The organism is Burkholderia sp. Ac-20353, from assembly GCF_017104785.1.
Taxonomy (GTDB): Bacteria; Pseudomonadota; Gammaproteobacteria; order Burkholderiales; family Burkholderiaceae; genus Burkholderia.
Window position 1 is genome coordinate 1 of record NZ_JAAGPL010000385.1, and the last position, 3202, is coordinate 3202.

General features: G+C 67.6%; 2 protein-coding genes. One reads left to right on the top strand and one right to left on the bottom strand.

Going from position 1 to position 3202, the window contains the following annotated elements; genetic code table 11:
- Nucleotides 1-1651: FUSC family protein (locus tag G3N94_RS40465; RefSeq protein ID WP_205799779.1), on the bottom strand; the 1651-nt coding region annotated here is incomplete at its 3' end.
- Between the two features lie 204 nt (nt 1652-1855).
- Here G3N94_RS40465 and G3N94_RS40470 point away from each other — a divergent pair.
- Nucleotides 1856-3202: exodeoxyribonuclease V subunit gamma (locus tag G3N94_RS40470; RefSeq protein WP_205799780.1), on the top strand; the 1347-nt coding region annotated here is incomplete at its 3' end.

The following is a 3202-nucleotide window of genomic DNA, read 5'->3' on the forward strand; positions in this document are numbered from 1 at the left end:
CCTTGCCCATCAGCCGGTACTCCCAGTACGGGAACAGCCGGCTCGCGGCGATCGCGATCATGCAGCCGACCACGGTGTCGATCGCGCGCTCGCCGATGATGCGCATGTTGCCCGGCGCGAGCAGGTGGAACATCAGCAGCACGTACGACGACGTGAACACGACGCTCGCCGCGTAGTTGAACAGCAGCAGGCTGTAGCTCATCACCATCGACCCGAACATCATCACGATCAGCAGGTGCGGATTCTTGACCGTGTAGATCAGCACGAGACTCGCCGCGCAGCCGATCAGCGTGCCGACGATACGCTGCACGTTGCGCTGCTTGGTCAGCGAATAGCCGGGCTTCAGGATGATGATGCTCGTCATCACGATCCAGTACGCATTGGTGAGCGGCAGCAGCCGCCCGAGCCAGAAGCCGACCGCGACCGCGATCGTCACGCGCAGCGCGTGCCGGAAGCTCGGCGAGCGCATGTTCAGGTTCGAGAAGATCAGCAGTGGCGACATCCGGCGGCGCTGCAGGAAGCGCGTGAGCGCCTTGTCGATCTTCAGCTCGGTCTGCTGCGGATCGGCGCGGCCGGACAGGTTGCGCCGCATCCGCTCGATCAGGCGCGTCGCGCTCCAGATGCGCCGGAACGTCGCGAGCACCGCCGCGTATGCTTCCGCATTGGTGGTCGGGAAGTTCTTCTTGCGCATCAGCTCGATCTCGTACTCGATCGCGCGCAACTCGGCCTTCACGCTGATCCGTGAATGCGGCGCGCGGTTCTCGAGCACCGCGAAGCCGATCTCCTCGAGATCGGCGGCCGCCTTGCGGATCAGGTCGCGGTAGAAAATGATCAGATCCGAGCCGCCGAACGTGTTGCGCACGAGCGGGTAGTCGGTGTGCGCGCCGACGAACAGCTCGTGCAGGTCGACGCTGTTGATGAACAGGTTGTACATCGTCACGCGGCCCGGGTCGAGCTTGCCGCGCCGCAGCTTCGGCAGGTTGCGCAGCACGATGTCGCGCGCGGTTTCCTGCGTCTCGACCGCGGTGATCTGCTTCGCGACGAGATTGCGGTAGCACTCGTCGAGATCGGCGTCGAGGTCGTAGAACGCCGCGCGCGCGAGCAGGTAGTCGGCGCACGCGAACAGGCTCTCGGCGAGCGCCTGCTGCTCGATCCGGCGTGCCTGCCATTGCGACACGACGGTTGCCCAGTACGTGTACCAGAGGCCGCCCGCGAGAATCCAGCCCGCATTGATGAACGCCTGCAGCGGCGTGAGCTTCTCCTCGAGCGTCATCACCATCATGAACAGCGTCGCGAAGCTGATCTGCGGCCAGCGGTTGCCGTAGACGACGATCAGCGACAGCACGAACGTGAGCGGCACGATCGTCAGCCACAGCGCGAAGATGTTCGGCGTAGCGAGCCCCGTCGCGAGCGCGGCGAGAAAGCCGATCACGCTGCACGCGAGCATTTCGTTGTGCTTGTACTTGAGCGGGCCCGGCATGTCGACGACGCACGCGCCGAGCGCGCCGGTCGAGATCGTGAAGCCGAGCTCGCGGTTGTGGAACACGATCAGGCACAGCACGGCCGGCAACGAGACGCCGACCGCGATCCGCAGGCCGCCGAAAAAATACTGGCTGTAAAAAAACTTTCTGATTTCGACGGAATAGCGCATCGATGGGCTGAATGGCTGACGACGACGCCAGGGCGGCGTCCGGACTGGCGACGAGTCTATCGTATTTCGCGCTGCCGAAGACCTTGCCCGCCGTATACAAGCCGACCCTGACCGTTCGGCCGATACGCGCGGCGGCGGTCGTTTGCTATCCTTGGAGCTTCCGTTCGCCCGGCCCGGCCGGCGCGACGCTTCGACGCCAGTTTCATGCTCCACCTCTTTTATTCGAACCGTCACGAAACGCTGGCCGATGCGCTGCTCGACGACCTCGCTGCATTCCCGGCCCGCGAAGGGCCGTGGGCGCAGCAGCAGATCATCGTGCCGAGCGCGGCGCTGCGCCGCCGTCTCGAACTCGACATCGCCGAGCGCCACGGCGTGTGCGCGAACGTCGAGTTCACCTATCTCGCGCAGTGGCTGTGGGCGCAGATCGGCCGCGTGATGACGGTGCCGAAGCGTTCGCCGTTCGCGCCCGAGCGTCTCGTGTGGCGCTGCTACCGGCTGCTCGCCGGCGGGCACGGCGACGCGCCGTGGCTTGCGTCGCCGCGGCTCGCCGCGTACCTGTCCGCGTCCGACGACGCGATGCGCTACGAACTCGCACAGCGCGTCGCGACGGTGCTCGATCACTACCTGACCTATCGTCCCGAGTGGCTGGCCGCATGGCAGGCGGGCGACTCGATCCTCGCGGGCGACGGTGCGCCGCGCGGCGTCGGCGATGCGGCGCGCGACGACGAGCGCTGGCAGGCCGCGCTGTGGCGCGCGCTGCTCGCGGAGCTGAGCGACAGCGGCACGCCGCCCGCGCACCGCTTTCTCGGCGAGGCGCGCCATCTCGATCTCGACACGGTCGCGCGCGCGGATTGGCCGGAATCGGTCAGCGTGTTCGCACTGCCGACGATGCCGCCGCTGCACGTCGCGCTGCTGCGCGAGCTGTCGCGCTGGATCGACGTGCGGATCTACGCGCTCAACCCGTGCCGCGAATTCTGGTTCGACATCGTGACCGCCGCGCACGCGGAGGCGCTCGACGCGGCCGGGCGGCTCGACTACCAGGAAGTCGGCCATCCGCTGCTCGCCGAATGGGGCCGCCAGACGCAGGCGCAACTGCACATGCTGCACGAGCTGACCGAAAGCGCGGCGTCGGGCGATGCGTCGTACTACGTCGAGAATCCCGCGCCGACCTGGCTCGCGCGGATCCAGAACGCGATCCTCGACCTGCAGTCCGAAGCGGATCCCGGTGCGCCGCCCGCGGAGCACGGCATCGAAGTGCACATCTGCCACAGCCTCGCGCGCCAGCTCGAGGTGCTGCACGACCGTCTGCTCGCCTGGTTCGATGCCGACGACAGCCTGCGGCCGTCCGACGTGCTGGTTGCGGTGGCCGACCTCGCGGCGGCGGGGCCGTTGATCGATGCGGTGTTCGGCACGGCCGGCCCGGGTGGCGCGCGCGTGCCGTACCGGATCACGGGCCTGCCGCCGTCGCAGGCGAACCCCGTCGCGCGCGTGCTGCTCGACTGGATCGCGCTGCCCGAGCGCCAGGTCGGCGCGCCCGAGCTGATCGAATGG